Below are 1,799 nucleotides of genomic sequence, written 5' to 3'. Positions count from 1 at the left end.
CTCCACATTCCCCGGCGCCTGGGCCGCGGCCTGGGCCATGTTCAGGGCCCGGAACAACGCGACCTGGTCATGAGAGGGGGGCGACAGGCCAAAGCGCTGTTGCCATCGGTTCAGCAGCGCGTCCAATAAAGGCCGATCCACCATCTGTCCCGTTATGAGCATGGGCGCAAAGCCGGGGAGCACCTGAGGCTTCAGTTCTTCCACCAGAGGGTGGTGACCGTGCTGGGCCATGCTGCGCATGAGGAGGACCTCGTAAGCCTGGTCCGTCATCCATGGATAGAAATTGAACCAATTGGCGTAGCGAATGCCGAGGGGCGCACCATGGCGCAGGGTCAGCGCCCAGGCATAGGGGACGACAGACAAGGCCACGGCGTCGCGGAAGCCGGCGAGCGCTTCGACGCTGCGGTAGGTCTCGGGCGACGTGCTGTGCCGAATGAGCACACTGGGTGTCACGGCTTGGCCGAACTCGGTGGTGAAAGCCCCAAGGTAGGTGGCGAAGCGCGGATGCCGCTGGGCCAAATCCCGCACGCGGGCATCGTCGGCCGACACCAAGGCCAGTCCTGGAACCTCGATGACGACTTTGGGATCGAGATCGACCAGCGGCAGGGTGAACATGGGGATCCACGCGCCCTCACTTTCCGCATCCGATGCCGTTCGCTCGCCCATCTGGCCCTGTCTCCCATCCCGCTGGCGACGGGTTTCGCCCGCTCGGCGCGCTGCCTCCTTATAAGGTACTGCCTTCCTTCTCTGGCGATAAGTATCAATTATCACCAACAGCGGCTCCCCAATATTCCTTGACGCATGTTAAATGCCATTTAACTTTCGTTCCGGTCCATTATATGGGCTGTTACCTTGAAGCGACTTGAGGGCAATATATGACAGGGGCAATCGGTTGAAATTTCAACGCTATGAATCTTTAGCCGGCTAAAGATTTCCGATCGTTAGCGATGCTCGCAACCAAGGTTGTCTAGTTTTTGGAACGGACTAAATTCTGCTTCCATGGGCTCAATGACAAAGCCCCGCCAACCGATGGTCTGCGGGGCTCGTCCTAATGTAATCTTTAGCCGGCTAAAGATTCAGTCTTTGCTAAGCAGCTCATTAAGTCTGTCGCGAAGCTCCATGAGCTGAGAGCGCTCCGCCTCTTCCAGCGGTCGACCTGCTGAACGGATGCCTTCCAGGCTTTTGCTGAATGCGGAAATGCCACGAAATATGGGAGCGGTTCGATTTGAAGAGCTCTCCGTAGCGGATCCCTGCCCTTTTTTTGCCAACCTAAGGCCGGTGCGCTTTATGGAGCCATCTTTCACAGACGGCCATAAGGCAATCTGGTCAGGTTCAGGAAAGCGGCTCAGCTCGTATAGCAAAGAGGTGGCGACATCAGTTCCATGCGCCTCGACATCAGCGACAATGAATTCCGAAAGATCAGAGAGCATGGTGAGTAACTGGCTTACAGCACCTTCGGACAGCCCGAGGACGGAACAGGCCGTGACTTGAGTCAAGCCTTCTTCGTTGATGAGATCTCGTACCCCGCGGGCTTGTTCAATTGGCGTGATATCGGACCGCTGGAGGTTCTCAATAAGCTGGATAGCCCGAGTACTGGTCCCCTCCGGTTGCCTTATGCACAATATCTGCGGCTTCCCAAGCGCTACGCACGCGCGCCAACGGCGTTCACCGGCAACCAGGGTCCAATGGCCTGCACGCCCGTCATCGTCATCTTTGACGATNACAGGAACAAGCTGTCCGACAACGCCGATACTCTCAGTAAGAGCCCTTTGTTTTTCGTCGTCAAAGTATCTACGGGC

The 1,799-nt window shown here is 57.2% G+C and carries 2 protein-coding genes; both read right to left on the bottom strand.

What is annotated here, in order from left to right:
• Nucleotides 1-666, bottom strand: a 666-nt coding sequence (locus I55_RS00025) for a hypothetical protein (protein WP_044558344.1), incomplete at its 3' end; no start/stop codon positions are given.
• A 410-nt stretch (nt 667-1,076) separates the two neighbouring features.
• A partial coding sequence (locus I55_RS33920; RefSeq protein ID WP_148293495.1) for a ParB/RepB/Spo0J family partition protein occupies nt 1,077-1,799 on the bottom strand: 723 nt, incomplete at its 5' end.

This window comes from Azospirillum sp. B4 (genome assembly GCF_000333275.1).
GTDB lineage: Bacteria > Pseudomonadota > Alphaproteobacteria > Azospirillales > Azospirillaceae > Nitrospirillum.
The sequence above is the reverse complement of the archived record's forward strand: the minus strand, read 5'-3'. Positions and strand labels throughout refer to the sequence as shown.